This window comes from Clostridium sp. BIOML-A1, from assembly GCF_009874105.1.
Taxonomy (GTDB): Bacteria; Bacillota; Clostridia; order Lachnospirales; family Lachnospiraceae; genus Coprococcus.
This window is the reverse complement of the sequence record NZ_WWTL01000003.1, coordinates 197,702-224,142: the sequence shown is the minus strand read 5'-3', so window position 1 is coordinate 224,142 and position 26,441 is coordinate 197,702. Positions and strand designations below refer to the sequence as shown.

Genomic DNA, 26,441 nt, shown 5'->3' with positions numbered 1-26,441 from the left:
GTTGTCATATACAGTTATGACCTGACAATATAGTCAGGTCATATGCAGGAATTTCTATTATCTGGTAACACCACTAATCGTATCGTCCTCCATAGAGTCCTGTGATGAGGCGTTGATCTTTCTTACACTTTTCTGTTGTTTTGCCATAACGATCTTCGGAACAGCTTTAACATAGTAGTAATATTCGTCGTCTTCAAACTGTGTATTCTCAACTCTTGAATAATCCACAACTGTTTTAAAGAACTGTACGATCACTCCGATGATCACTGCACATACGGAACCAAGCAAAATCTGTCCAACCGAAATACTTGCCTCTAAAACGACATTTCCAATCAGGAAAAGAATAATTTCAAATAAACCACCGACAATGATAGCCGCATACCATGAATATTCTACAGACATCCGGTAGATAACATATACGATCACCAACACAACTGCAAATACTGCAACTGTGAGCAATAAATTCTTATTATCAATCAAATGCTGGAATATATATTTGTAACTTTCAAGCATATTTTCCGGATCTGTTGATTTCTCCAGTTCCTTCAGATAACCTGCCGCATCCAGTGAGAAATAATAAAATATTGCACCGAATGCCATCGGTACGATCGCTGTAGGTCCAACGATCATGCCTGCCAGAACAGGAAGCAGATACTGCAGCTTCAGTACAAAGAACAGCGGAGCATACATCATGATCCATGTTGTTTTCGGGAAGAAACGGATATACAGACAATACATCACAATAAATATGATGATAAATGATATTCCGATCTCCTTGCTTGCGGAAAAATAATTCATAAATGCAATTACTCCGCCAAATACATATCCAAGTCCATCCGGAACAAACGCACATACTACCGATAACAGGAAAATGATCAATCCGCTGGATGCTGTCTCATTATGTCCCCCTGTTATATGTACGATCGACCAAAACATCAGCAGTGCAAGCACAAATCTGATCACCGGTACCACGATCTTATCATATTTACTGCAGAAATTTTTTATACCATCTCGAAAACTCAGCAATGATGCCATGATTACTTCCTCCTTTTCTTTCCTTTGGTCTTATCCTCATTATCATAAAATGCGATCAGTTTTTTAAGATCCTGATTGTATCTTATAATATGAGGTTTTGCCTTGGCGTATCTATGGGAGTATAGAAACCATGCAAGAACCATAAATAATATACATACAAGTGCATATACGATCAATAGCTTATAGGCCATACCAAGCAGATCAAGATCTACCAGCTCTGTAATCAGCTTACCCATGTTATAATAAATATATGCCGCTACAACTATCACAAACAGGATCGTTGTAGACACTAAGGTTTTCAGGCAATTATATTTTACATAATCTGATTTGAAGTATCTGCCTTTTTCCAGATCTTCTTTTCCCGTTGATTGTTCATACATGGCAAGTCTGGTCATTAATCTGACCTTTTCTTCGTTTACCATCTTGTTTTCTCCTACTTCTTTTCTAACTATAAAAATCAGCTTTTGTTATTATAATCCATACGAAAAGAATAAGCAAGCATACGCCGGAAAAAGTTTCTTAAATAGAATTAACGCCTTGATTAAAAGAATGCCATGGTCCAGGTAAGGCAGACAGAGATGGTGGGTTGGTTGAGACTTGCTTCATTTCCGAGAAAGGCACACATGCTCGATCCGCTCATGCTCTTGTGCAAACTCGCCCTCCTGGCTCAGACATGCACCCGCATTCGCTGGCAATGTGATCTTTCTATTCGGAAATTATGCAAATGTCACAACCAACCCACCATCTCTATCTGTCTTACCCGGGTATATGGATAAACAGCCTTAAAAATATTTCTTGAGTTCAGCAAATACCGGTTTCAGGCGGTCAGCGCGAAGGTCGAAGTCCATCTCCTTGTATGACCATGCCGCACGACCGATACCGTATTTTACAAATACTTCATGGATGGCTTTATACCATAATACAGTGTTTGCCGGGTCTGCGTTTTCGATCACGCCATATTCTCCGCAATAAAGTGCTACGTTTCGTTCCTTTGCAACAGCGATCGCATCGGCAAACAGATCTTCAAAATATGCTGAATCAAGATTTCCCTTATAATCAAGGATCGACAGCGTTCCGGCAAGCTTTGCAGGCAGGTGTGCTTTTGCATATGCACAAAAATCTTCCATGCTGCCTTTGAATTCCATATGATAATCCGCCGGCATGTCATCTACCCACTGTGCGCCCTGATGTGTAAAAAGAAGAGGGTCATAGCTGTGGAAATTATATATGATATGTTCATCCATCGGCATCGGAATATCTCTGACTGCCTGCACGCTGTTATGCCAGTAACCACCGATCAGAATATCAGTTGTCGGTGCATATGCACGGATACGTTCGACACACTTTGGTGCGATCTCTGCCCATACGGCACCATCTTCTTTATCTACTACTTCATTTAATAATTCAAATGCAACTTTATCTCCATATCCGCCAAAGCGCTTTGCAAATTCTTCCCATAATCTGTAGAAGCGTTCCTGAAGAGCTTCATTTCCAAAAAATCCACTCTGTTTTTCTCCCGGATCAAAGGAATAACCGGCGGTCTTATGCAGATCAAGGATCATATTGAAACCATATTTATGTCCCAATTCCAGCGCGCGTTTGATCCGTGCAAAACCTTCTTCCTTATACTGTCCGTCTTCCGTCTCTACCAGATTATAATCCACCGGCAGCCTGAGATGATCCAGTCCCCAGCTTGTAAGCTCTTTAAAATCATCTTCCGTAATAAAATTATTGAATCTGTCCTCGGAATAATCACACTGGGAAAACCAGCCTCCCAGATTAACACCCTTCTGATACCCTTTCCATGTCTTCATATGCATGATCTCCTTTTCATTTAGCAAATAATAAATTGTAATTGTTATTTTCTGAATTTATGATACTATAAATGCATATGTATGGAATATAACATATCCGATTTTTATATCAAATAGCTGACCTTCATTGTTCTGATTGTATTTTGGGTGATGTACAATCCGTTCATTTGAAAAAGTACTGCTTGTATGCAAATATTTTTTATAGCTGTATATTATATGAAAGGAGTATTTCCATGAATAAAGAATTACAGAAACTGTTATTAACGCAGCAAGAGGAACAGTCTTATCACCTGCCGATGGAGGCAGAGTATTCATTTTACCGGCGGATCGCAAATGGGGATATGGAGCTACTGAAACTAAATATGAATGCAGATACCATGGAAGGCATGGGAAAGCTGTCTTCATCCCCACTGCAGAACAAAAAATACCACCTGGTCATTCTGACTGCCATGATCACACGTTTCTGTATCGAAGCCGGGTTGGATCCGGAACAGGCCTATACTTTAAGTGATATGCATATCCGAAAGATCGATGCATGTCTGACACCGGAACAACTGGATCCGCGAAAAGGGGCTGTTGTGAAGGATTTTGTACTTGCCATGCACGAGCTTCATAACAGTCCCGGACTGTCTTATCATGTCATGCAGGTCGTCTCCTACATTAACAGCCATATCGCAGAACCGATCCGGGTATCGGATGTCGCCGATGCAGTGAAGCTCCACCCGGACTATCTGACCCGTCTGTTCAAAAAAGATATGAACTGCAGTCTCTCACAATATATCATAAAAGAAAAATGCAGGGCGGCCCGCTACATGCTGTTAAACAGCCAGGCAAGCTGTACAGAAATCAGTTCATTTCTGTATTTTGCGTCCTGCAGTCATTTTGTAAATTGTTTTAAAAAAGAATATGGTCTGACACCGAATGCTTACCGCAAACAGATGGGCGGTCTGTCAAATGATCGAAGCGATGCGTTCTAATACAACAGCAACACCTCTCTCCATCTTTCTTGCTGATCGCATTGCGTATTATGTAAATTAATTTTGGTCGCAGCCCCCACACAAGGCGGGAACTGCGACGGCCGGCCCAAATTTTTTCCTTTATTTCTTCCCCCACTTTTCTGGTTTTCCTGTTACACCTCGGTGAGAATTTACAGATTGAGTTTTAAATTACCATGAGGTTTTCTTTATTACTCCACCACACACTTTCCTGCCTATTCCGTATTTAATAAAGGTATTTATTTGGTTTGATGAATACAAAATTACTTTTTATCTATTTTCCCATAAAATATAATCAAGGTGAAGAATTCAAATTCTTCACCTTGGTTGTTATTATTATTTTCAGATTATTTTCCTTTTTTATTTCAGAGAACTAGGTTCGGTGCCGTAAAAAGGAATCAAAACTGTATTAACAGTACAATATTAATATAATAGTGTCAATAATTAGTCCTCATACGAAACGCCTGCCGTAACTGAGGCATACTTATTTCCATATATGTTTACCAAATCTCCACTTTTATCTGGAGTGTAAGTTGTTTTAAATCCAACTCTGACTGCATGTTCGGTCATTTCCTCGCCGCACACCGTACATCTCCGGTGTTCATCCCACTCGGACCATTCTGGGGTGATTGTGGTTGGAACGTAGCCATATTCGGCCGGAATAATGGTAGTACCAAGGTGGACATTTGTAACAGTAGATTGTCCATGAGATGGATAATTATTCCTATGCTCCGTTAATCCATTAATGTCTGAATAATAAAAATACTTAAAGTATTCTCTACCTTCCACCTGTGCGGTCCACTTACCATCCCCGTCCAGATCTACCCACGGCTCTCCTTCCTTCGGTTTCTTTTTCCAAACACATGTCAAGCATACATACACGCTTGTAGTTGTGTAGATTTCTTTTTTCTGTTCTGGCGTAACTTCTTTATATACATTTTCAACAACTGCATCATGCTTTACATAGTTCGTATCTTTTAACATGGTATGATCTTCTGCCAAAGGCGACCACTGATGCGTGTGTGCCGGAATTGTATCATCTGTCTTACCGTTATTATTTTTACCTGTATTGTCTGATTTTCCACTATTGGAATTATCAGGAGTTTTTGTTTCAATCTTTGTTTTTGTACATGTTCCATCCGCCTTGATCGTGAACTTGTAATTACCGGATTTTACTGTCTTGGCAGTCTTAATCATTGATCCGTTCTTATCTACATAAAAATATTTTCCGTGGATCTTTACCCGGTCATTCTTATGTTTTGCAAGACTCTGCGCTTTCCAAGATTCTCTTGACACCTTATAATATTTCTTTCCCGTCAGCTTTACAGATGCCGTACCGGTTCCGGAAACATAATAAGTATAAACCCCTGACACCTTTTTCCAACCGGATTTCAGTACAATCTTTCCTTTTGAATTAACAAAAAAAATCTTCTTCCCGATTGTTTTGGTTTTATTCTTATAGGAAGAAAGTGATTTTTTTACGAATTTCTTGCCGGAAAAATGATACCAATATCCACCGGAAATCTTCTCGGTTACATATCCCTTTGAGCCGACATAATATACATACTTCCCGTTCTGATTTTTCTTCCACCCGGTCTTTTTATCTGTTTTTCCGGATGCATTTTTGTAATAATACTTATTGTCATTTTTTTTGATCGTACAAGTAGCTGCTGAAAGTTCTGCCACTTTCTTATCCGTCTTTTCATATGCTGAAATTGTTGCTGTATCATCTGCGGCAGCATATACCACCCCTGACATTGTGAAAATCAATGTAAATGTAATCAGCAGACTTAATAATTTCTTTATTCTCTTCATTCGTTTAACCCCTTTCTCACTTTATGCGTATAATAATACCACTAATAAAAATGTAGCACAATAATTCTCAGAAAACAATGGCGGTGTTTAGTTATTCTGAAAATTTAAAGGGCAACATATTCGCTTGTAAATTGCGTATACATCCTGTTCTGTCGGACACCATTCGTCATTCTTGATCTGCCTAAATTTTTTATTAAATTCCAAGTTCTGGAATCCGCTCCCCCATTGATGCGTTTTACGACTTATTAAGGTAAGAATGTACCATGTGGATTTTACTTGTCATTCATTTTGTCATCGTCCTTATCCGTTAGCTTCATCTAACAATTTCCCACATGTGGAAAATTTAACCACATGTTATTTCATTTCTCTTAATTGCCGATATTGTATTTATATTTCTTAACCAAATCCTAACCATTCTAGAATTGACAATCCAAAGCTCTGTGAACTATAATAAACTAAGTCCTTTAATTACACCTTCTGGTTTACGTTTTATCTAACCAGAAGGGATTTTTAATTTATTCCTTTATAGTCGTTATAATCATCCACTTACCAAAAGTTACATCAAACAGTACCATTTATTACATTTATGAACTTTTCTCTTTTATTTCTGATATGGTGGTCTTGTCGACAAATCAGGTACCGGAAATTAAGAGGAATAATCAATGTATAATCCCAACGAAGATAGCAATAATATTACACCTACCACGGCACGCAAATCCGCGTCAGTAGATATCCGTCAAATTTTCCCAGCTCGGAAAAAAGATGACTTTTTAAAAGATTTACAAAAAGATGTCAATACCTTTAGCAAATATCTGGATTTGAACAATGAATGGCGAAATAGATTTGAAGAATTTATGGAAGGAAATAAATCTCTTCCTTTAACCTATGATCCATTCTTTAAAGCACTGTTTAACCCTGATGTCTATCCCGGACGACTATCTCATTTGCTTAGTAGCATCATAGGAATTAACGTTACAGTTCAAAGCGTTCTATCGCAGGAAAATCGTTTACTGCCAACTTCACCATTATTAATTATGGATATCATCGTACAGTTGGAAGATGGCTCTATTGCAAATGTAGAGATCCAGAAAATACATTATGCATTTTCTGGCGAGCGCATGTCTTGTTATTCGTCCGATCTTCTTCTCCGTCAATATACACGAGTCAAGGGAGAAAAAGGAGATCAATTCACCTATCACGATATCAAGACTGTATACACAATCGTCATGTTTGAAGACAGTCCACCCGAATGCAAATCTTCTGATATTTTTATACATCATGGAAAAACAATTTTTAACACAGGCATTGATCTTCATCTTTTGCAGGAATACTATGTTGTCGCCCTTGACGTATTTAAAAATAACAAGTATGCTAAAGAAAAGAATGCACTTAATGCATGGTTAGCTCTGCTAACAGCTGATTCTATAAATGACCTTGCTACACTAATATCCGACTATCCCTGGATGGAAAAGATCTGTCGGGATATGTCCGAATACTTATATCGTCCAAAGGAGGTTATCGGTATGTATTCACAAGCCTTAGCAAAAGCAGATGAAAATACTGTTAATTATATGATTGAACAGATGAAGAAAACATTGGAAGAAAAAGATGCCACAATATCTGAGAAGGACGCTGCTTTATCTGAAAAAGATGCTGCTTTGTCCGAGAAGGATGCCGAAATTGCTGCATTACAGGCAAAACTTGCTGCGCTAGAACACTAATGCGCAAGTTCATTAACATAATTATTTTTACATAATAATCCCCCGCTATAATGCTTATTCATTGACATATTCTTAGAATAGATAACCCCATCACAAAATAGAGGGGCTGTCAACAATGTGATCGTATAAAACAAAGTAATTTCATTACAACGGATACTACAAAAAAGGACTGCCGCACTAAGTGATTGGTGCGACAGCCTTTTTTACGGTGTCATTACTCATAATAACATATACACAACCGTACTGCCTATGATGCTGACAAATGTATTCTTTTTCCACACATGAAGAACGACACAAACTGCGGCTGCGATCAACTTCTTATAGCCGCCGCTTAAGAATCCGGTCGGTACTTCCTTCAGGCAGTACACGATCAGCACCGCCATGATGGCTGCCGGAAGGATTCGTCCGAGATACCGGATTTTCTCAGGGATTTGTTTTCTTTTTCCAAGAATGGTAAATGGGAGTGCCCGCATAAATAAAGTAGCTGCCGCCGACACAAGAATACAGATCAATACATATCGATCATTCACGAGCTTCCACCTTTCTTTCACAGATCAGCAACAGACCTGATACCAGAATCAAAGTTGGAAGAAGGAAATAATCTTTTCCTATTAACAAAAGCAACAGCACACCTCCGATAAACCCGGCAAGTGCCGGCAAATGCACTTTCACACTTCTCCATTGATTGATCGCGATCGTAATAAATAACGCTGTCATACAGAAATCGATTCCCTCTAATTTCACCGGAAGGATCTGACCGAGTATGCCGCCAAGCACAGCGCCCACCATCCAGGATATACGACTGAATAATGCCACATAAAACATAATATCAAATCTACGTTTCCGGTCATTTGCCTTTTCTGCGTTACGATCTCTTATCACCTCAGAAGACAGCATGGAACAGTTGACGGCATATGTCTCATCCGTCATTGTGTGAACCATATATGGATAACGCCTACCCATTTTCTTGAAATCTTCAACAAATGTCAGCCCATAAAAGAACTGCCTGCTATTCATAAACAACGCAGTAAGTGCGATTGTGAGAATCGATGCCCCACTGCTTAAGAATGTTACCAGCACAAACTGAAATGCGCCGGTATATACCGTCAGGCTGGTAAACAACGACCAGAACAAGGAAAGTCCTGCTTCTTGCATCGTAAGTCCGTATGCCATACTGACAAAGAGATAACTTCCTGTGATTGGCAGAGCCTTCACAAATGCCTGTTTTAATACTTCTTTTCTGTCTACAGTCTCCCCAGTCATAATTTTTCTCTGTACTCCTAACTCACATTACAATATCTCTGAAATCTTTTCCAGTACCGCTTCTGCCAGTGCCTTATGCCCTTCTTCATCCATGTGCTCCTGATCCCGTTCCGATGGTACGGCATAATCAGAAGCCGCCAGATAATAAAGTCCTTCTTCCTCTGCGATCTGCCGGTAAATCTCCGGCAACTCTTTGGACACCTGTACAGAATTTTTTCCAAATTCCGTATCAAATCCATCCCAGACCTTCTCGCCCAGTGCGATCGGTGACATCAGAAGGATCTTCGCTGATGGCGCACCATCCCGGATCTGTCGCACAAGTTTACGGATACCCAGTCCGATGCTACCTGCCGTTGCACCATAAAATGTCTTACAGTCATTTGTTCCAAGCATTAAAATGATCAGATCTTCCGGCTTATGGGTTTCTAATATGATCGGAAGGAGTTCACTGCCACATCTGCCCGGACGAAGCGGATCGTCAAATACTGTAGTTCTGCCACACAGCCCTTCCTCCTGTACAATATATCCCTTTTCCATCAGTCCGGTTCCTACGATTCCGGTCCATCTGGTATCCCAGTCATAGCGTTCTGCCGTTCCCGGCACATAACCATATGTGTTTGAATCACCAAAGCATAATACCTGTCGCATGGCATTTCCTCCTTCTTATATTTTACTAATGCCGTAACGTAATATCATCATGTTTGAACACTTTCGGCATTACCAATCAGAGGACGCTTCCGCTCGTTTCGTCCTGCAACGGTACTAAGCTGCCGCTTACAGCGCCACCTAAGGACCGGCGGACTCAAATGCCTCTGTCTTGGTAATCCGAAGTGTTCAAACTTAATACAATTTTTGTTTCTGCGCATCATTATCTTACTATTCCTATTTGGAATGTATGAATTATATAACAAATTCCAACTAAAATACAATACATAAATATTAAAATTCGTTATAACTTTCTCTTATAGCAAACCTAGTCATGCTATAATCAATACGCTATCTACCATTTACCGCCTGCCTAAAAATAGCAAAAAACTCTACTGCTTCCTAGGGCTGGGTATTATGCTTATTATAAAATAATATTGCGAGATTTCGTTGTTGCCAGATCAGCGTAAGCTACACTAACCTCAGACTTCGCGCTAACGCTCGTCTTCACTAAGTGCTCCGCTCAGCCGAAGGCGAGTTAGCACAGGAGTATTTACGAATCAGGCATGTGCAGTGAACAGAAATCGCAGCACGTTATTTATAATAAGAGCAGCCACCAGAGGCAGGTAACAGTAGAGTTTTTACTATAATTTACTCCAATTCAAATGCTCCGGTATAAAGCTGGTAATAAGTTCCTTTCTTTGCGATCAGATCCTCATGTGTACCACGTTCAATGATCGCGCCATGATCCAGTACCATGATAACATCCGAATTCTTAACTGTAGACAAACGATGTGCAATGACAAATACGGTTCTGCCTTCCATCAGCCGATCCATGCCCTGCTGAACCATTGCCTCCGTTCTCGTATCAATCGATGAGGTTGCTTCATCCAGTATCATAACCGGCGGATTGGATACGGCTGCTCTTGCGATCGAGATCAACTGCCGCTGTCCCTGTGACAATCCGCTTCCATCTCCGGCAAGCACCGTGTCATAACCATTTGGCAGCATCATAATGAAGTTATGCGCATTTGCAAGCTTGGCGGCTGCGATACATTCCTCATCCGTGGCATTTGGATTTCCATATTTCAGGTTCTCCATAACCGTTCCGGTAAACAGATTGACTTCCTGTAATACGATACCGAGAGATGCCCGCAGATCCTTCTTGCGGATCTTATTAATATTGATTCCGTCGTACCGGATCTTACCATCGTCTATATCATAGAAACGATTGATCAGATTGGTGATCGTCGTTTTTCCTGCTCCGGTCGCACCTACAAATGCGATCTTCTGACCCGGTTTCGCATAGAGCGTCACATCACGCAGGATCTGTTTGTCCGGATTGTAGCTGAAATCCACATGATCCAGAACGATATCGCCCTCTAATTTCTGGTAAGTAAGACTGCCATCCTCATGCGGATGCTTCCATGCCCAGATTCCGGTTCGTTCTTTCACTTCCACCAGCTCACCATTTTCCTCTTTGACATTTGCAAGTGTTACATAACCATTATCCACCTCCGGTTCTTCATCGATCAGCTTAAAGATACGTTCCGCGCCTGCAAGCGCCGTTACGATCGCATTGAACTGATTCGAAAGCTGCGAGATCGGATTGGTAAAGTTCTTCGACAACGTGAGGAAGGATGCGATCATACCAAGGGTGGCTGTATTCGTTCCGACCAGCGTCAGATTTGTTGCACCGGAGATCGCAAGCCATGCACCAACAACCGCTACGACTACATACTGCACATAACCAAGTGCATTCATCATCGGCATCATTCCGCTTGCATAACCATTTGCACCGGCTGCTGCCTGCTGCCATTCCTGATTCTTCTTCCGGAAATCTTCTCTGGCTTTTTCTTCATGGCAGAACACCTTAACAACCTTTTGACCATTGACCATTTCCTCAATATATCCATCTAACGCACCAAGCGTCTGCTGCTGTTTTATAAAATAAAATCCGCTCTTGCCACCGATGACCTTCACCAGCTTCATGATGAAGAACAGCATCACGACAACGATCAGTGTCAGATAAATACTCTGATATAGCATACAGCAGAATACCGCAACAACCATACAGATCGATGAGATCATCTGTGAAAGGGACTGTGCGATCATCTGGCGGAGCGTATCGGTATCGTTGGTATAGCAGCTCATGACATCTCCGTGTGTATGCGTATCAAAATAACGGATCGGCAGGCTCTGCATCTTCTCAAACATCTCATCTCGTATGGTTTTCAGAGTTCCCTGTGCGATTCCTACCATCAGGTAGTTATAAAACCATGTAGAAAATACACCGATCAGGTAGATAATACCGACCATGAAAAGTGCCTTGATCAGCCCGGTATAGACCGGATGATCCATTGCAAGGATCGGTGTGATATAATCATCGATCAGTATCTCGATAAACATTGCCGACGCTACACTTGCAAGTGCACTTAAGATAATGCAGATAAATACAACAACCAGCGTCTTCTTATATGCTCCGATATAGGACAGCAGCCGTTTGGCTGTATCTTTATTGATCCTGCTGCCCTGCTCTCTGTCGGGTGCGTTCATCTGTTTCTTCTGTTTACTCATCCTGACCGCCTCCCTTCTGCTGTGATTCATATACTTCTCTGTAGATCGGACTCTTTACGATCAATTCTTCATGTGTACCTACATCCATGATCTTACCATCATCCAAAACCACGATCTTATCTGCATGCCGGACAGAGGAAATTCTCTGCGCAATGATGATCTTGGTCGTGTCAGGCAGATATTCGGCAAATGCTTTCTGGATCATCGCATCGGTCTTCGTATCAACCGCACTGGTCGAATCATCGAGGATCAATATCTTCGGTTTCTTAAGGAGTGCTCGCGCAATACAAAGACGCTGCTTCTGTCCGCCGGAGACATTTGTTCCACCCTGCTCGATGTAGGTATCATATCCATCCGGCATCGCCTGAACGAATTCATCCGCACAGGCAAGACGGCAGGCTTCTTTTACTTCTTCATCCGTTGCCTGTTCATTTCCCCAACGGAGGTTCTCTTTTATCGTTCCCGAAAACAGTTCATTCTTCTGAAGAACCATTGCAACCGCATCACGAAGCACCTGCAGATCATATTTGCGGACATCCACACCGCCGACCATAAGGGTTCCGCCTGTCACATCATACAGACGAGGGATCAACTGGACAAAGGAAGACTTTGATGAACCGGTTCCACCGATAATACCAATGGTCTCACCGGATCGGATCTTAAGATCTGCTCCGTCAATAACTTTCTTATCTGCACGCTTGCTGTAAGAGAAATCCACATGGTCATAGACAATCGAACCATCTGCAACTGTCTCAACCGGATTCTCCGGATTCTGTATCGTGGTGGTCTCCTCAAGCACCTCAACGATACGTTCCGTTGAAGATCTGGATATCACGATCATGACAAATACCATCGATAACATCATAAGTGCCATCAATATCTGCATCGCATATGTGATAAGTGCAGTCAGCTTACCGGTCGTAAGTCCGAGTGCTTCGTTATTTCCACTTGCCACGATGGCTTTTGCACCGATCCATGAAATCGCGATCATACAGCCATACATGAAGAACTGCATCAAAGGTGAGTTAAATGCCAGTATCCTCTCTGCCTTTACAAAATTCTTATAGATGTCGCCTGATGCATGTTTGAATTTGCCGATTTCGGCTTCCTGGGAATTAAAGGATTTGACAACCCGCATTCCCTTTACGTTTTCCTGAACGATATTGTTTAATCCATCATATTTGTGGAATACCCGTTCGAAGATCGGGTGTACCTTGGCTGCTATAAATATCAGACCGAATCCCATAAACGGAATAACGATCAGGAATATCCATGCCAGCTTTGCATTGATCGTAAAGGAAACGATCACGGAAAAGATCAACATGATCGGGCCTCTGACTGCGATACGAATGATCATCTGATATGCGTTCTGAATATTCGTTACATCAGTGGTCAGTCTTGTTACGATAGATGAAGTGGAAAACTTATCTATGTTAGAAAATGAAAATGTCTGGACATTATCATAGATATCCTGTCGCAGATTTGCGGAAAATCCTGCTGACGCTTTCGCACCGAGAACTGCTGCAAGCACACCTGTTAAAAGCTGTAAGGCTGCAAGCACAATCAGCCATGTTCCATCCTTTACGACAATACTCATCTTCCCACCTTCGATACCAAAATCCAACAGATCAGACATACAAAGTGGAATTAAAATCTCAAATACTACTTCAATTGCTGCACAGAATATCGTAAGCAGTGTCGGCTTCTTATATTCCCGCAAACTTTTTAATAATTTTCTGATCATACGTCCTCCTTCTTTCTTTATCTGATATTTTCATATAATTTTTCAAGTAGCTTTTTCGCCTGCGCCACCTCATTCTCTGAAAAAGAATGAAGCAGTCTCTGTTCCGCAGCTCTCCTGCCTTCATACATTTTATTGAGCAGTTTTTCAGCTTCACAAGTGCTGCATACCATCTTATTTCGTTTGTTATTCTCATCCAGATGGCAGTTCAGATAACCTTTCTTTTCCAGACGGTTCACGATGCCGACAACTGTCGGATGCGCTACATCCAGAAATACCTCGATCTCCTTCTGTGTCACCATTCCACCATTCCAGTACACATATTCAATCACTCTTGCCTGTGAACTGGTCAGATCCACGTCACATAAATATGCGTCAAATCCGGCCTTCAGCTTATCATTGATCCGCTTAATATAATAACCGATGTCCTTCTCCGGACCACACGGCAGCTTTCGATCTGCATCCATATCCTTTTCCTGTTCCATTACGGTTCCTTTCTTTTATTTACAGCTATGTATAATTTCCGGAAAATGCTCTTACATTTAATGTTATATAGCTTGCATATCTTATACATACTATACATCTTTCTTCATGTGTAGCACGCTACATTTTAGTTCAAAAAAAAGAATGTGTCAACACCACTTCCTGTATTTTATATTAAAAAAACATAAAATCTTTCTCTTATAGTCAATTATCTAATTATACAAAAAACTCTACAGCACTCTGCCTCTGATGGCTGCTCTTGTTATAAAATAACACTGCGAGATTTCGTTGTGAACTGCACATTGCCGGTAAATACGAGTGCTCCGCTCAACCGAACGCGAGTTAGCACAGGAGTATTTACGAATCAGGCATATGCAGTGAACAGAAATCGCAGCACGTTATTTATAACAAGAGCCATCTCCGCGACAGAACGCTGTAGAGTTTCAAGGCCCTTTTCTATGAATCACACATCCGGTATCCGACCCCTAATTCATTCGTTATGTAATTCTCCTTACCGGGAACTGCACCGAACTTCTTTCGGATATTCGCCATATTCACCTGCAGCTTCTTCCGGCTTCCCGAATCATTATATCCCCAGATCTCGTTGATGATAAAACTGTAGGTCAGCATCTTACCTGCATGCTCGGATAACAACGCTACAATATTATATTCTGTCTGTGTCAGCTTCACTTCATTTCCGGCAATCGTAACCAGTCTTGCATCATAATTGATAACCAACTCTCCAACCTCGAACCTTCCACCCGGCCGCAATCCGTCCTCTGCCCGATGCGTAGCGATACGGAGTGCTGAACGTACCCTTGCTACCAGTTCATTTGAACTGAATGGCTTGGTTACATAATCATTTGCACCCTCATTGAGTGCCTCTACTTTATCCCTCTCATCAGAACGTGCCGATAAAACGATGATCGGTGTAAATGATGATTGCCGCACTTCCCTTAAAAATGTCATTCCATCCCGATCCGGCAATCCCAGATCCAGAATGACCAGATCAGGACGATGGGATGCAAACATCATCTGTCCCCCCCGACAGGAATATGCGGAAACAGCCTGATATCCATTTGCTTCCATCAGCGCACTGATCAGATTATTAATATGTTCTTCGTCTTCAATTATCAATATCTTATATCTGTTATTAATCATTCTCAGTTTCCTCCATATCCAATGTAAACCGCACAACAGCACCGCCATCCTGCAGATTCTCCGCAGAGATCTCACCACCATGGGCTTTTACGATCGTGGTACATACCGACAATCCGATCCCTGCATTTTTCTTACTGCTGTCAAGTCCTGATTCACCATAAACCAGCTTCCCTGCAAATATATCCTTTACCTTGTCAACCGGAATACCACATCCGTTGTCCCGGATCTCAAATACTGCAAAATGCCCACTCGTATATACACGAAGCCCAAGCTTACTCATTCCCTCTGCATGCTGAACTGCATTTTCTAATAGATTCAGGATCAACTGCTCGACTAAGATCGCATCCATCGGAATCATGATCAGTTCATCCGGAATGTCAATCTCAACATTCTGATCTTCATACCGTTTATTGAACTTAACCAGGACAGAATCTAACAGCTCATCCAGCGCGATCGGGATCTTAATGATCTTAACATTTTTTCCATCCAGTCTGGTAATCGATAACATATTCTCAACCATTCGTGACAGCCATTGCGCATCCTGTTTGATTCCGCGAAGCATACTTTTCTTCTGCTCCTCCGTAAATTCATTCTTGTCATCTAACATTGCAGAGCTTGCACCATAAATCGTTGTAAGCGGTGTCCGAAAATCATGGGATACGGATCGGAGCAGGTTTGCCCGCATCTTCTCCTGCTCACTCTCTGCCTTTAACTGTTCCTGACTCTTCAGCTTATTTGTAAATCCGCAGGTAATAACTGCAATAGCTATCATGATAACGGCAGAGATCATATTTTCCGGAATCGTAAAATTAATCTTAAAATAAGGAAATGTAAATGCATAATTTACCGCCAGAATGCTGATGACAGATGCGACCGCACCATATAAGAAACCATCTGTGACAACGGATACCAGAAATACATCCAACAGAAAAATAGAGGGTATCAAAGTCTGATTTCCCCACTCCTTCTGCATAAACAGGGACAACAAAAATCCACATACCAATATCGCTGCCGTAATTAAAAAATTCTTTGTAAAATTCAGGAATCTGTTCATCATTTTCTCCGCTGTATCTTTTTGTAATCTGTTATAACAATCGTATCCATTTCAATCAATTTTGACAAGCATTATTATATATGCATATTCTAAACTGTCACAATATATATTGTAGCACGTTTTACGGTTAAGGCATGGTAAAAGGCTAAAAAAAGAAGACCTGATACCTGCGTTTCTCGGTACAACTATCAAATCTTCCTTCATCCGTTCCAATGTATGCTTTTCATATTTTGCAACCATAATCTACTGCACTCATTCTGAGTTTCCACAATCTTGCAGCAAGGAGAGCTGATTGGGCTGAAAAATATATGTCCTCTCTGACATAAATGCATATATTATGAACTTTCCCACTCAATAATATATCGGTTTTCGATATATCTATGAAGTTATTATATCAAAACATTTATCAGATACAATAAACCTGTCGTAATCTGCAATGTTTCCGTCGTAATCGACATATTTCTACAAATTCCGGATACGGGTCTCTGCTCATGCGGTCAGATACAGATGAGATTCTTTCCTGTTATTCCACTGGAATCCCTCATGCCGCTCCATAATAAACTGGATGATCTGCTTATTATTCCGTATCTCCTTTCTGTTATCTGAATTCATCTCAATACCCTTCATGCGAAGTCCGATACCCTTAAGCACAACCTGAATATTTCCATCTGAGGATTCCGATGGTGCGATCTGAATCCGAAGTGTCCGGGGCAATGACTCTGATATGGAATCCTGCTTATTCTCTCCCTGATCTTCATTCAACAAAATAACATTATGTACCATCCGCTCGATCAGATATCCCATGTCGAGTTCTACATTTGTATCAATCTGAATTTCTTCTGCTGCAACTTCCGGATGAATACCTGCACCCTCACAGACAGATGTAACATTATTTAATGCCAGATTCAGGATTGAATGATCTGTGTATTTTATATACTCCTTCTGTTTTCCCGGTTTCAGATCCTCCTGTAACTGTCTGATCTGCTCCTGTTCCTTCCGGACATCTCCTGCCAGATCAAGTATATGCACATAATTATACAGATCATGCTTGATATCCCGCAGCCTGTTGTAATCAGCCAGAAGCTTCTCATAATCCTCTTTCTGCTGCTTCATCTTTGCTTCCAGAAAACGTATCATTTTTCTTTGATAGCTATTATATACGATCGTATACAGATGATACGTAACTATAAAAGCAGATGCCCAGATTCCCAGTGCTATAAACTGTGACATCAGATTAACCTCTTTTACCATAGTCACAAAATACACGACCAACATCATATATCCGGTTCCAACAGCCAGAATCCACACCATGCTTCTGGCAAATGATTGTCTCCGGAACTTCCCGTATGGCATAAATGTCCGCATAAACCAGACTTCAATGATCGTTCCTAGGCCCTCACGCAAGGCTTCTACCCCAAGCCAGACAAGCAATGCCTTTGCACTGTATAATACCGGTGTATCATTATATGCATATCCAAACAGCTCCTCGATCACTGCTGACATCGTCACCGTAACAAGATCAAATGTCATAATACCCACCATAAATGATACCAAATTTATAACCATGCGCTCTTTACGGTATAATACGACACCTACAAGCATCATCGCAAATCCAAAAGTATAGACGATGGTGCGAAACCATACCGGTGCATCAAGCTGTATACTTGTATTTATTAAAACGCGGAGGAAAAACATATTTAAAATATTCAATCCCAGATAGATCCGGTCTCTTCTTCCACGATCCATTCCCATATAAGCACCCAGATAAATATTAAATTGTAATGCCGTGATCAGGGCTGCTCCGAGCACCTGCAGGAATGTCCATATGTTCATTTATTATCTCACCTTCTATGTTCCGGCCACTGTATCCCGCATCCATTTTCTGACTTTTTTCTTGTCTTATATTAACAAATTTACTATAATATTACCAGTTAATTAGAAATAATTCTTCTTGGGAATTACTATTTGCAGGGGGCAACAAATATGGACTTAAAACTTTTATTATGCGATGATTCGGATTTACAATTAAAAGAAACAACAACCTTCGTACATTCCTGTCTGAATACTTACACAGCATTTACATCCGTGATCAATCCTTACAAACCGGAAGAACTAAAGAAGTTGCTTGAAAATGATATGCTCGACTATGATATTGCCATTTTAGATATTGAGATGGGCGAATTAAATGGTATCGACCTCGCTTCTGCGATCAACCAACGATGCCCGCAATGTGCAGTTATTTTTCTTACCAGCCATACCGATTATATCTCTGACTCTTATGAAGTCCGTCATATATATTATGTTACGAAGGATTCCATACAAAGATATCTGCCAAAAGCCCTCGATAAAGCAGTCCGGCTTACTGTCGAACGCAAGACTCGATTTCTGGATATTACTTCCAATCGCAAACGCTATACACTCCCCTGCGATTCGATCACATATATCGAACGAATCGGGCGGGAGATCATTATCTATACAAATGAACAAAAATCGTACAAAGTATACGAATCCATTCAGGCTGTAAGTAAGCGTCTTCCTGCCTGTTTCTCACAATGCCACAGTTCTTTTGTGGTGAATCTTGAATATGTTAAAAATGCCGCCTCACAGGAGATTGAACTGACTGACGGTGTTAAACTGCCTGTCGGCAGGCGTTACGCCAAGCCGATCAAAGCCGCCTACCTGAAATACATTTCCGAGCACGCTATGTTGTAAACTAACGACAAGACAACTATATGACATGCGCTTGTATCCATTCATGCCGCAGAACACTCCCGTTCTATTCTCACTATCTAGTTGCTTTCATATGTTTCAGAAAATAAAATTCTGCAAATAACAATATTTCTGATAAAAAAGGGAATACTTGATTTTAACCGGAGCATATGATATATTGTGTTTAGGCAAAAACGATATTAACAGTCCGTAAGGGCAACAAAAAAGCCATGAGATGCCACTCATGGCTTTTTCTATTCCGTTTCGGCAAAGGTGGCTTAAACCTTAGGCTGGTTGCCGATTATTTGTCTCCGTCCAACCATTTGCATATGTAGTAGGCAACTACACTTGCCATAACAGAGATAATAAACGATACTAACACTTCCGTAAGTCAACCCCCCTTTCTGTGCCTATATAGGGGTGGCAACGGATTTAGTATATCACAGATGAAACTCTTTTACGAACAAAAAAGATGCCATTTACAACATAACCGCGACTTCGAAGGTATCGCCCTTGTCGGTAAACTCGACCGTGCCATCGTATTTGGCGACGATCTGACGGATAATCCGGACACCCCTGCCATGGTTTTCTGCATCGATTTTTGTTGTATGGAATTGATTTTCTGTAACAGAAATCTCCGTTCTTTTGGAATTTTCAATGGTAACAAAGAAGTTGCTTCCACGATTCAATATCGATATATGTATGTATCTTTTATTTTTCCCATTTATATCCTGTGCCGGTACAGACTCGGCTGCTTCTATCGCATTGTCTAACAGATTGGCAAACAGACGGATCTTGTCGACATCTTCCATCTGAATCTCCGGTAAACCGGTCGGGATATTATAGGTAAATGCGATCTGTTTTTCTGTTGCAAGATCCCGCTTATCTGAGATCGTGCAGTCAAGGATCGTGTCATTTGTCACAATCATCTGTCTGATCTGTTCGATCTCCTTCTTCTTTTTTTCTATATATCCTTTGGTGTCTTTCTGTTCTCTGATCAGTTCATTGATCTCATTTGAAATCTCATATATCTTTTTATTGGTATCCTCGATCGTCTTCATATGCGTATACGAAGACTGAATACTTCTTGTAAACTGTTGTCTTTTCTTTTTCAGCTTTTTTGCTGAAATGATATTGTAGATCAGCGATCCTATAAGCGCAATTACTACTGCTATAATTATCCATGTTTTCTCGTTTATCTGCGGCATATTATCCTCTGATTATCCTATTTCTATATGTAACTCTGCAATACAGGTGATCCGGTATGCAATAAAATTTTATACTTAGCTATCCTATCTGTGCGTACAAATTTTAGTATATCTATTATTTTTTCTCTGTCAATAATATTTTTGCCTTTAGATTTTGTCCCAGATAACACCCTGACTGCGTTTTCCTCTTTCTATAAAAATTATATATATGGGTTGACTCTTTCATTTTTGAAGTTATAATAGTTCTAAAAAGAACTTTATGAAAATGAGGAATACATATGACTATTCAACCGCCATCCAATATTTTTGATATGACAAAAAGTCTGATGAAGCTTCAGGAAAAATATCTTGAAAGCATCCGGACAGACTATAAGCTTTCACGGATTGAAGTTATCATCATTACTTTTTTACACAATAATCCGGCACATGATACTGCCAGAGATATCGTAGAGTTTCGTATGCTACAGCGTGGAAATGTATCCACAGCCATTGATTCTCTCACCGACAAAGGCTATCTGACCAGACATCCGGACACAAATGATAAACGAATCATTCATCTGAAGCTCTCCGATAGATCAATTCCTGTTATACATGCGATCGAGAAAAAGCAGGACGAACTGATCTCCTGCATCTTTGAAGGTTTTTCAGATGACGAAAAGAAGAATTTTGCATCCTATAACAAGCGTTTGTATGACAACGTGTTATCACATTTAAAATAATATGATCACAACACTGCTGCCTGAATACCGGGCAGTTCGGACAATACTATATTCAGGCAAGCTCATATCGCAATTAACTTTTATACAATATAAAACATCAATCAAAGGAACGAGGAATATACATGAAGAAACAAACACAAACCTACAGCATAACCGATTCTCCAAACAACACATCAAAAGCTTCACCACCAACCGGCGGAGAATCCATATCGAAAAACGGAAGAAGCAACCAACCGAACCGGATTGCCCACAACGCAGGCTCATCCGACCGGGAATTTCTGGCAAAAGAACCGATCGGCAAATTACTGGCAAAGCTCGCACTTCCTACAGTCGCCGCACAGATGATCAATATGCTGTATAACATCGTTGATCGTATTTACATCGGTCATATCCCACAAAACGGTTCACTGGCACTTACCGGTGTCGGTGTCTGTATGCCCCTTATCATGATCATCTCCGCTTTCGCGGCTCTGGTCGGAAATGGCGGTGCTCCACGAGCTACCATCTATATGGGCAAAAATAAAAAAGACGATGCCGAGAAAATCCTCGGTAACTGTTTTACCATGCAGATCATCTTATCCGTTATACTGACTGCTGTTCTTCTGATCTGGAATCGCGACCTGCTTCTGGCATTCGGTGCAAGTAAGAATACCATTAACTATGCAACCTCATATATGAATATCTACGCCATCGGCACAATCTTTGTACAGCTCACTCTGGGTATGAATGCATTTATCACTGCACAGGGCTTCGCCAAAGAAGGTATGTTGTCCGTACTGATCGGTGCGATCGCGAATATCATCTTAGACCCGATCTTTATCTTTGCACTTCATATGGGAGTAAAAGGCGCGGCCCTTGCAACGATCATTTCTCAGGGTTGTTCCTGCATCTGGGTCTTAAGCTTCCTCTTCGGCAAGCGGACAACTCTCCGCATCCGTGTGAAAAACCTCGGTTTGCAGGCCTCCTATATCCTGCCATGTCTGGCACTCGGTTCTGCCGTCTTTATCATGCAGGGAAGTGAAAGTATCATATCCGTGTGCTTCAACTCCTCCCTTCTGAAATATGGCGGAGATATGGCCGTCGGTGCTATGACGATCCTTACCAGCGTCATGCAGTTCGCCATGCTCCCACTTCAGGGACTTGGCCAGGGTGCTCAGCCGATCATCAGTTATAACTATGGTGCAAAAAATGCATCCAGAGTAAAGGATGCATTCAAACTTCTGCTGAAGGTCAGCCTGACATATTCTGTTTTATTATGGCTTTGCATTATATGTTTTCCTCAGGTTTTTGCATCCATCTTTACCCCGGATACAGCCCTGATCACATTTACCAAGGATGCACTTAGATACTACCTTGCGGTTATGTTCTTATTTGGAATCCAGATCTCCTGCCAAATGACATTCAATGCTCTCGGCAACGCTCCGGCATCCATCATCGTTGCGATCATGCGTAAATTCGTCCTGTTGATCCCATTGGTCTTCATTATGCCGCATATCTACACCGCAGATAAGACAATGGCTGTCTACATGGCAGAACCGATCGCAGACCTGATCGCCGTAACCTTCACCGCCATCCTGTTCTTCTTCCAGTTCAGAAAGGCACTACGAGAGATCGAGTAAATAATTCTATCAGATAAAATGACCGGATAATCATATCCTGTTCTTACAGGCATTTGACTATCCGGTCGTTTATATTTTTAATCGAGCTTTTTCATGCTTTAATTCAGGCAACACCGTGGCACACATTGTAAAGAAGCTGGCACATCCGCCGATCAGATTCGAGATTGGCTCTGCCCAGAATACACCATCCACTCCAAGATTTCCGATTTTCGGAAGCAGAATGGTAAGCGGCACTACGATAAACGCCTTCCGAAGCAGAGAAAAGAAGGTAGCCTTTTTCGCCTTTCCAAGCGCAAGGAACACACTCTGTCCGGTAAACTGCAATGCCATAAAACAAAATCCAAAGAAATATATATGTAATGCCGGAACCCCTTTTGCGATCAGTTCCGGTGAATGATTAAATATACGGATAAACGGCTCCGGGAACAATCTGAGAATGCCCCATGCCGCAAAAGTATAGGTTACGCATAATATAGTCAGGAAACGGATGGCTTTCCGTACCTTCTCATATGCCCCTTCTCCATAATTAAAGCTCATGACCGGAGATGCACCATTTGTAATACCCATAACTGGAAGTGTACAGATATCGCGCACGGAATTCAACACGGTCATAACGCCCACATAGATATCCCCACCATAGACCTGAAGTGTCGCATTACATACAACCTGTACCAGACTGTTTGTAAATGCCATGATAAAGCTGGATACTCCCAGACTGATGATCCGCAAAACCCGTTTCCACTGCAGCCACATACAGCTCCATTTCAAATGAAGCACTGCCCGTTTTCCGGTCAGGAATACAAGTACCCATACTGTCGAGCAAAACTGAGAAATGATCGTCGCAATAGCCGCTCCTCTTACTCCCAGATTTAAAACAAAGATAAATATAGGATCCAGTATTATATTTAAAACTGCTCCGATCAGAACCGATATCATCCCTGTATTTCCAAAGCCCTGACTGTTGATAAACGGATTCATTCCTACCGATACCATGACAAATACCGTTCCCAGCAGATAGATCTGAATATAGGAGCCTGCATATGGGAATGTATCATCACTTGCACCAAACAGATAAAGAATCGGCTTATAAAAGATCAGCCCGATAATCGTCAATACAATTCCTGTTCCGATCAATAACGTAAAAGCATTTCCCATCAGATGCTCTGCTTCTTCATCATTACCCTTACCGCGTTCCATGGAACAAAGCGGTGCACCTCCATTTCCATACAGATAGGTAAAGGCGGTGATCAGTGAAATGATCGGAAAGCACAGACCTACCCCTGTCAGTGCAGTTGTACCGACTTCCGGGATCCGTCCGATGTAGATCCTGTCAACCACGTTATATAAAAGATTAAGTAGCTGTGCCAGAATCATTGGTACAGCTACTTCTATAATATTTCTATATACATTTCCACTTGAGAAATCTGTCTGATGTGCCTGCAATACCGTCTTCCTCTTTCAAAATAACATACAATATGATCCGTTCTGTTCCGTCAATACTTTCAAAAGCATTCTCTGTCAGAAAATACTTTTCAGAACTGTCTTTTATATTATATTCTTTTTTGAAGTGAAGTCAAATAACACTTATCCTCTATGCGTGATAAAGGTTGACCGCCTTTTCGATCAGTGCCAGTTCCTCTGCTTCCATCTCGGTTGTTCTCTGCTTCTCAGCAGCCTTCAGATTACTGAGTATCTGTTCCGGCTTCGATGCACCGATCAAAACGGTTGTAACCTCCGGTTTGTTCAGCAGCCATGCAATCGCAAGCTCTGACAAGCTCATATTATAGCCTGCTGCAATATCATTTAACTCTGTCAGAAGCGGACGCATCGATACGACCTGATCCTCATGAAGGAACCGTCCGTCTCTTGCCACCCGGCTGTCCTTTGGAATATTCTGCAGATATTTATCGGTTAACATACCCTGTGCCAGTGGAGAAAAGCAGATCAGTCCTCTTCCGGATGCATATGTCTGCTTCAGTAGTCCGTTCTTCTCAACTGTCCGATCCAGAATATTGTAACGATTCTGATTGATGATAAACGGACAATGCAGTTCATCCAGAATCCGCTCTGCTTTCGCCATCGTCGGGCCGTCATAATTCGACAGACCTACGTATAAAGCCTTACCGCTTCTTACGATCTGTGCAAGTGCTTCCATCGTTTCTTCTAATGGTGTGTTCGGATCCATGCGATGATGATAGAAGATATCTACATATGGAAGTCCCATTCTCTTTAAGCTCTGATCCAGACTCGCGATCAGGTATTTGCGGCTGCCCCAGTTGCCATAAGGACCTTCCCACATATCAAATCCTGCTTTTGTACTGATCACCATCTCGTCTCTGTAAGCACTCATTTCTTCCCGGAGGATTCTGCCGAAGTTTTCCTCTGCGCTTCCATATACCGGACCGTAATTATTTGCCAGATCAAAATGTGTGATTCCGTGATCAAATGCGGTAAAGCACATCTGTTTCATATTCTCATAATTATCTACACTACCGAAATTATGCCAGAGACCAAGTGCGATCGGAGGAAGCATCAGACCACTTTTACCGCAATGACGGTAAAAATCCGTTCCTTCTGTCTCTGTATATCTGGTCTTTGAAGCTGTATATTCAGCCATATAAACTAACCCCTTTCTATCTTAAACAAACAGGCAATTGTATCTTCTCTATGCCCTGTATTCCGGCACGTTTACAATTGCCTGTCTGTTACTTATTTACTGAATATTTTCATTATGCACCATAGCCATCCGGATTCATGCTCTGCCATCTCCATGAATCTGCGCACATCTCATCAATTCCGTATTCTGCTTCCCAGCCAAGTTCTTTCTTAGCAAGAGTTGCATCAGAATAACAGGTTGCGATATCGCCTGCACGACGAGGCTTGATCTCATAAGGAATCTTCTTGCCGCATGCCTTCTCAAATGCCTTAACAACATCTAAAACGCTGTATCCTTTTCCTGTACCCAGATTGTAAATCTTTACACCCGGATTCTCTTTGATCTTATTGATCGCTTTTACATGACCCTTGGCAAGATCTACAACATGAATATAATCTCTGACACCTGTTCCGTCCGGTGTATCATAGTCATCACCGAATACACCAAGACAAGGAAGCTTTCCTACCGCTACCTGTGCTACATAAGGAAGCAGGTTGTTTGGAATACCCTTTGGATCTTCTCCGATCAGTCCGCTCTTATGTGCTCCGATTGGATTGAAGTAACGAAGCAGGATTACATTCCATTCCGGATCTGCTGTGTGGATATCTGTCAGGATCTGCTCAAGCATATGCTTGGTCCAGCCGTAAGGATTTGTGCAGACACCCTTTGGACATTCCTCTGTGATCGGAATAAATGCAGGATTGCCATATACGGTTGCAGATGATGAAAAGATAATGTTCTTGCATCCATTCTCGCGCATTGCCTTGCAAAGTGTTAATGTACCCGCAATGTTATTCTCATAATATTCGAGTGGCTTACGAACAGACTCACCAACTGCCTTTAAGCCTGCAAAATGAATTACTGTATCCGGCTTTTCTTTTGCAAAGATTTCATTCATTGCATCCAGATCACGGATATCCTTCTCATAAAATGTTACGTCTTTTCCTGTTATCTCTTTTATTCTTCCAATTACTTTCGGACTCGCATTATACAGATTGTCAACAACTACTACATCATATCCTGCTTCTAATAATTCAACGCAGGTATGACTTCCAATATAACCAGCACCACCTGTTACTAAGATCTTCATATCATAATCCTCCTGTAAAATAAATTCTTAATCTTCGGTTATCACAACATTTATCGGTACCGGATTCTCTGTTACGATAACCACTATCATCATTATACACGAGAATAAAAACTAATCAATAGTTTTTGCTAAATTT

The 26,441-nt window shown here is 41.3% G+C and carries 22 protein-coding genes; 5 read left to right on the top strand and 17 right to left on the bottom strand.

Annotated features, from left to right (window positions below; all coding sequences use genetic code 11):
* Window positions 1-57 precede the first annotated feature (57 nt).
* From GT641_RS03805 to GT641_RS03795, 3 genes are all read right to left on the bottom strand, one after another.
* Window positions 58-1,035, bottom strand: coding sequence for a hypothetical protein (locus GT641_RS03805; RefSeq protein WP_119962574.1), 978 nt, complete (start codon window positions 1,033-1,035; stop codon window positions 58-60).
* 2 nt (window positions 1,036-1,037) lie between these two features.
* Window positions 1,038-1,457 (bottom strand): hypothetical protein, encoded by a 420-nt coding sequence (locus GT641_RS03800; RefSeq protein ID WP_008401032.1) that lies wholly within the window; start codon window positions 1,455-1,457, stop codon window positions 1,038-1,040.
* Window positions 1,458-1,817: 360 nt separating this feature from the next.
* On the bottom strand, window positions 1,818-2,849 hold the full coding sequence (locus tag GT641_RS03795) for a cellulase family glycosylhydrolase (RefSeq protein WP_044945127.1): 1,032 nt from the start codon (window positions 2,847-2,849) through the stop codon (window positions 1,818-1,820).
* Window positions 2,850-3,082: 233 nt separating this feature from the next.
* Between GT641_RS03795 and GT641_RS03790 the strand changes: the two genes are divergently transcribed.
* Window positions 3,083-3,826, top strand: a complete 744-nt coding sequence (locus GT641_RS03790; protein ID WP_161116853.1) for an AraC family transcriptional regulator — start codon at window positions 3,083-3,085, stop codon at window positions 3,824-3,826.
* 462 nt (window positions 3,827-4,288) lie between these two features.
* On the opposite strand, the gene GT641_RS03785 is transcribed toward GT641_RS03790, so the two are convergent.
* On the bottom strand, window positions 4,289-5,659 hold the full coding sequence (locus GT641_RS03785; protein ID WP_161116852.1) for a hypothetical protein: 1,371 nt from the start codon (window positions 5,657-5,659) through the stop codon (window positions 4,289-4,291).
* 662 nt (window positions 5,660-6,321) lie between these two features.
* Between GT641_RS03785 and GT641_RS03780 the strand changes: the two genes are divergently transcribed.
* Window positions 6,322-7,380, top strand: coding sequence for a PD-(D/E)XK nuclease family transposase (locus GT641_RS03780; RefSeq protein WP_161116851.1), 1,059 nt, complete (start codon window positions 6,322-6,324; stop codon window positions 7,378-7,380).
* 218 nt (window positions 7,381-7,598) lie between these two features.
* On the opposite strand, the gene GT641_RS03775 is transcribed toward GT641_RS03780, so the two are convergent.
* The 9 genes from GT641_RS03775 to GT641_RS03735 all read right to left on the bottom strand — a co-directional run bounded on the left by GT641_RS03775 (window position 7,599) and on the right by GT641_RS03735 (window position 18,137).
* Window positions 7,599-7,910 (bottom strand): AzlD domain-containing protein, encoded by a 312-nt coding sequence (locus GT641_RS03775; protein ID WP_161116850.1) that lies wholly within the window; start codon window positions 7,908-7,910, stop codon window positions 7,599-7,601.
* The gene (locus GT641_RS03770; RefSeq protein ID WP_161116849.1) at window positions 7,903-8,643 is read right to left on the bottom strand and encodes an AzlC family ABC transporter permease; all 741 of its coding nucleotides are present in this window, start codon (window positions 8,641-8,643) and stop codon (window positions 7,903-7,905) included. The genes GT641_RS03775 and GT641_RS03770 overlap by 8 nt, the downstream gene beginning before the upstream one ends.
* Before the next feature lie 27 nt (window positions 8,644-8,670).
* On the bottom strand, window positions 8,671-9,291 hold the full coding sequence (locus tag GT641_RS03765; protein ID WP_161116848.1) for a GDSL-type esterase/lipase family protein: 621 nt from the start codon (window positions 9,289-9,291) through the stop codon (window positions 8,671-8,673).
* Between the two features lie 648 nt (window positions 9,292-9,939).
* On the bottom strand, window positions 9,940-11,844 hold the full coding sequence (locus GT641_RS03760; RefSeq protein WP_161116866.1) for an ABC transporter ATP-binding protein: 1,905 nt from the start codon (window positions 11,842-11,844) through the stop codon (window positions 9,940-9,942).
* Window positions 11,845-11,857: 13 nt separating this feature from the next.
* On the bottom strand, window positions 11,858-13,609 hold the full coding sequence (locus GT641_RS03755) for an ABC transporter ATP-binding protein (RefSeq protein ID WP_161116847.1): 1,752 nt from the start codon (window positions 13,607-13,609) through the stop codon (window positions 11,858-11,860).
* 17 nt (window positions 13,610-13,626) lie between these two features.
* Window positions 13,627-14,091 (bottom strand): MarR family transcriptional regulator, encoded by a 465-nt coding sequence (locus GT641_RS03750; RefSeq protein WP_008402340.1) that lies wholly within the window; start codon window positions 14,089-14,091, stop codon window positions 13,627-13,629.
* A 454-nt stretch (window positions 14,092-14,545) separates the two neighbouring features.
* Window positions 14,546-15,250: a response regulator transcription factor gene (locus tag GT641_RS03745; protein ID WP_008402338.1), complete on the bottom strand. Its 705-nt coding sequence runs from the start codon at window positions 15,248-15,250 to the stop codon at window positions 14,546-14,548.
* On the bottom strand, window positions 15,243-16,307 hold the full coding sequence (locus GT641_RS03740) for a DUF4118 domain-containing protein (protein WP_119962567.1): 1,065 nt from the start codon (window positions 16,305-16,307) through the stop codon (window positions 15,243-15,245). The genes GT641_RS03745 and GT641_RS03740 overlap by 8 nt, the downstream gene beginning before the upstream one ends.
* A gap of 486 nt (window positions 16,308-16,793) precedes the next feature.
* Complete coding sequence (locus GT641_RS03735; protein WP_161116846.1) at window positions 16,794-18,137, bottom strand: coiled-coil domain-containing protein 22; 1,344 nt, start codon at window positions 18,135-18,137, stop codon at window positions 16,794-16,796.
* A gap of 150 nt (window positions 18,138-18,287) precedes the next feature.
* Here GT641_RS03735 and GT641_RS03730 point away from each other — a divergent pair, with 150 nt between their 5' ends.
* A complete protein-coding gene (locus tag GT641_RS03730; RefSeq protein WP_008402335.1) occupies window positions 18,288-19,016 on the top strand; it encodes a LytTR family DNA-binding domain-containing protein in 729 nt (242 codons plus the stop codon).
* A gap of 476 nt (window positions 19,017-19,492) precedes the next feature.
* Here GT641_RS03730 and GT641_RS03725 read toward each other — a convergent pair whose 3' ends face one another.
* Window positions 19,493-20,221 carry a GHKL domain-containing protein gene (locus GT641_RS03725; RefSeq protein WP_161116845.1) on the bottom strand — a complete coding sequence of 243 codons (729 nt, stop codon included), beginning with the start codon at window positions 20,219-20,221 and terminating at the stop codon, window positions 19,493-19,495.
* Between the two features lie 278 nt (window positions 20,222-20,499).
* On the opposite strand from GT641_RS03725, the gene GT641_RS03720 reads away from it, so the two are divergent.
* Together GT641_RS03720 and GT641_RS03715 are read left to right on the top strand one after the other, a co-directional pair.
* Window positions 20,500-20,940, top strand: a complete 441-nt coding sequence (locus GT641_RS03720) for a MarR family transcriptional regulator (RefSeq protein ID WP_119962564.1) — start codon at window positions 20,500-20,502, stop codon at window positions 20,938-20,940.
* 122 nt (window positions 20,941-21,062) lie between these two features.
* Complete coding sequence (locus tag GT641_RS03715; protein ID WP_243143679.1) at window positions 21,063-22,559, top strand: MATE family efflux transporter; 1,497 nt, start codon at window positions 21,063-21,065, stop codon at window positions 22,557-22,559.
* Window positions 22,560-22,628: 69 nt separating this feature from the next.
* On the opposite strand, the gene GT641_RS03710 is transcribed toward GT641_RS03715, so the two are convergent.
* The 3 genes from GT641_RS03710 to galE all read right to left on the bottom strand — a co-directional run bounded on the left by GT641_RS03710 (window position 22,629) and on the right by galE (window position 26,305).
* On the bottom strand, window positions 22,629-24,002 hold the full coding sequence (locus GT641_RS03710; protein WP_161116844.1) for an MATE family efflux transporter: 1,374 nt from the start codon (window positions 24,000-24,002) through the stop codon (window positions 22,629-22,631).
* Between the two features lie 148 nt (window positions 24,003-24,150).
* Window positions 24,151-25,176, bottom strand: a complete 1,026-nt coding sequence (locus GT641_RS03705; protein ID WP_008402330.1) for an aldo/keto reductase — start codon at window positions 25,174-25,176, stop codon at window positions 24,151-24,153.
* A gap of 112 nt (window positions 25,177-25,288) precedes the next feature.
* Window positions 25,289-26,305 (bottom strand): UDP-glucose 4-epimerase GalE, encoded by a 1,017-nt coding sequence (galE, locus tag GT641_RS03700; protein WP_008402329.1) that lies wholly within the window; start codon window positions 26,303-26,305, stop codon window positions 25,289-25,291.
* Window positions 26,306-26,441 lie beyond the last annotated feature (136 nt).

Coding starts and splice junctions, on each gene's coding strand:
- GT641_RS03805 (WP_119962574.1), bottom strand. CDS start 1,035: ATGGCATCATTGCTGAGTTTTCGAGATGGTATAAAAAATTTCTGCAGT.
- GT641_RS03800 (WP_008401032.1), bottom strand. CDS start 1,457: ATGGTAAACGAAGAAAAGGTCAGATTAATGACCAGACTTGCCATGTAT.
- GT641_RS03795 (WP_044945127.1), bottom strand. CDS start 2,849: ATGAAGACATGGAAAGGGTATCAGAAGGGTGTTAATCTGGGAGGCTGG.
- GT641_RS03790 (WP_161116853.1), top strand. CDS start 3,083: ATGAATAAAGAATTACAGAAACTGTTATTAACGCAGCAAGAGGAACAG.
- GT641_RS03785 (WP_161116852.1), bottom strand. CDS start 5,659: ATGAAGAGAATAAAGAAATTATTAAGTCTGCTGATTACATTTACATTG.
- GT641_RS03780 (WP_161116851.1), top strand. CDS start 6,322: ATGTATAATCCCAACGAAGATAGCAATAATATTACACCTACCACGGCA.
- GT641_RS03770 (WP_161116849.1), bottom strand. CDS start 8,643: ATGACTGGGGAGACTGTAGACAGAAAAGAAGTATTAAAACAGGCATTT.
- GT641_RS03765 (WP_161116848.1), bottom strand. CDS start 9,291: ATGCGACAGGTATTATGCTTTGGTGATTCAAACACATATGGTTATGTG.
- GT641_RS03760 (WP_161116866.1), bottom strand. CDS start 11,844: ATGAACGCACCCGACAGAGAGCAGGGCAGCAGGATCAATAAAGATACA.
- GT641_RS03755 (WP_161116847.1), bottom strand. CDS start 13,609: ATGATCAGAAAATTATTAAAAAGTTTGCGGGAATATAAGAAGCCGACA.
- GT641_RS03750 (WP_008402340.1), bottom strand. CDS start 14,091: ATGGAACAGGAAAAGGATATGGATGCAGATCGAAAGCTGCCGTGTGGT.
- GT641_RS03745 (WP_008402338.1), bottom strand. CDS start 15,250: ATGATTAATAACAGATATAAGATATTGATAATTGAAGACGAAGAACAT.
- GT641_RS03740 (WP_119962567.1), bottom strand. CDS start 16,307: ATGATGAACAGATTCCTGAATTTTACAAAGAATTTTTTAATTACGGCA.
- GT641_RS03735 (WP_161116846.1), bottom strand. CDS start 18,137: ATGAACATATGGACATTCCTGCAGGTGCTCGGAGCAGCCCTGATCACG.
- GT641_RS03730 (WP_008402335.1), top strand. CDS start 18,288: ATGGACTTAAAACTTTTATTATGCGATGATTCGGATTTACAATTAAAA.
- GT641_RS03725 (WP_161116845.1), bottom strand. CDS start 20,221: ATGCCGCAGATAAACGAGAAAACATGGATAATTATAGCAGTAGTAATT.
- GT641_RS03720 (WP_119962564.1), top strand. CDS start 20,500: ATGACTATTCAACCGCCATCCAATATTTTTGATATGACAAAAAGTCTG.
- GT641_RS03715 (WP_243143679.1), top strand. CDS start 21,063: ATGAAGAAACAAACACAAACCTACAGCATAACCGATTCTCCAAACAAC.
- GT641_RS03705 (WP_008402330.1), bottom strand. CDS start 25,176: ATGGCTGAATATACAGCTTCAAAGACCAGATATACAGAGACAGAAGGA.
- galE (WP_008402329.1), bottom strand. CDS start 26,305: ATGAAGATCTTAGTAACAGGTGGTGCTGGTTATATTGGAAGTCATACC.